The organism is Salinicola sp. RZ23 (assembly GCF_003206675.1).
GTDB classification, from domain to species: domain Bacteria; phylum Pseudomonadota; class Gammaproteobacteria; order Pseudomonadales; family Halomonadaceae; genus Salinicola; species Salinicola endophyticus.
This window is the reverse complement of record NZ_PZJK01000025.1, coordinates 2,030-2,731: the sequence shown is the minus strand read 5'-3', so window position 1 is coordinate 2,731 and position 702 is coordinate 2,030. Positions and strand designations below refer to the sequence as shown.

Here is a 702-nt window from a genome sequence, read left to right as displayed (position 1 = left end):
CACGTCGAGGGTGGTGTTCTCACCCGTGCGGCCGGTATCGACGACCGCCACCGGCGCGTCGTTGGTTCCGGTAACCGTAATGGTCACCGTCTGCGGTGCGCTGACGCCACCGTCGTTATCCGTAGCGGTGTAAGTGAAGGTGACGTCACGACTCTGGCCAGCGGCCAGACTGTCAAAGTCCGTCCCTGGCGTGAAGGTGTAGCTGCCGTCGCTGTTGAAACTCAGCGAACCGTTGTTGTCGCCAACACCATTGACCAATTGATAACTCTCGACCGTGCCATCGACATCGGTCGCGGCAGGCACATTGCCTGCCAGCACTTGGTTCTCATCGAGGGTCTGGGTATCAGACTTGGCCACCGGCAGATCATTGGTACCGGTGACGGTGATAGTGACCGTCTGCGGGGCGCTGACACCGCCGTCGTTATCCGTGGCGGTGTAGGTGAAGGTGACATTGCGACTTTCGCCCACCGACAAGCCGTCGAAGTCCGTACCCGGGGTAAAGCTATAGCTGCCGTCGCTGTTGAAGCTAAGGCTACCATTGCCCTGACCCAAGCCAGACGCGAGCTGATAGCTCTCCACCGTGCCATCGACATCGGTGGCCGCCGGGACACTACCTTCGAGTATCTGGTTTTCACCCGTGCTCTGGGTGTCGGCCTTGGCGACTGGCAGGTCATTGGTGCCAGTGACGGTAATGGTCACCGT

General features: G+C 60.3%; 1 protein-coding gene. It reads right to left on the bottom strand.

All coding sequences use genetic code 11. The annotated features are described in order from the left end of the window. The coding region (locus DOM67_RS19330; protein WP_198651882.1) for an Ig-like domain-containing protein at nucleotides 1-702 on the bottom strand (702 nt) is incomplete at both ends.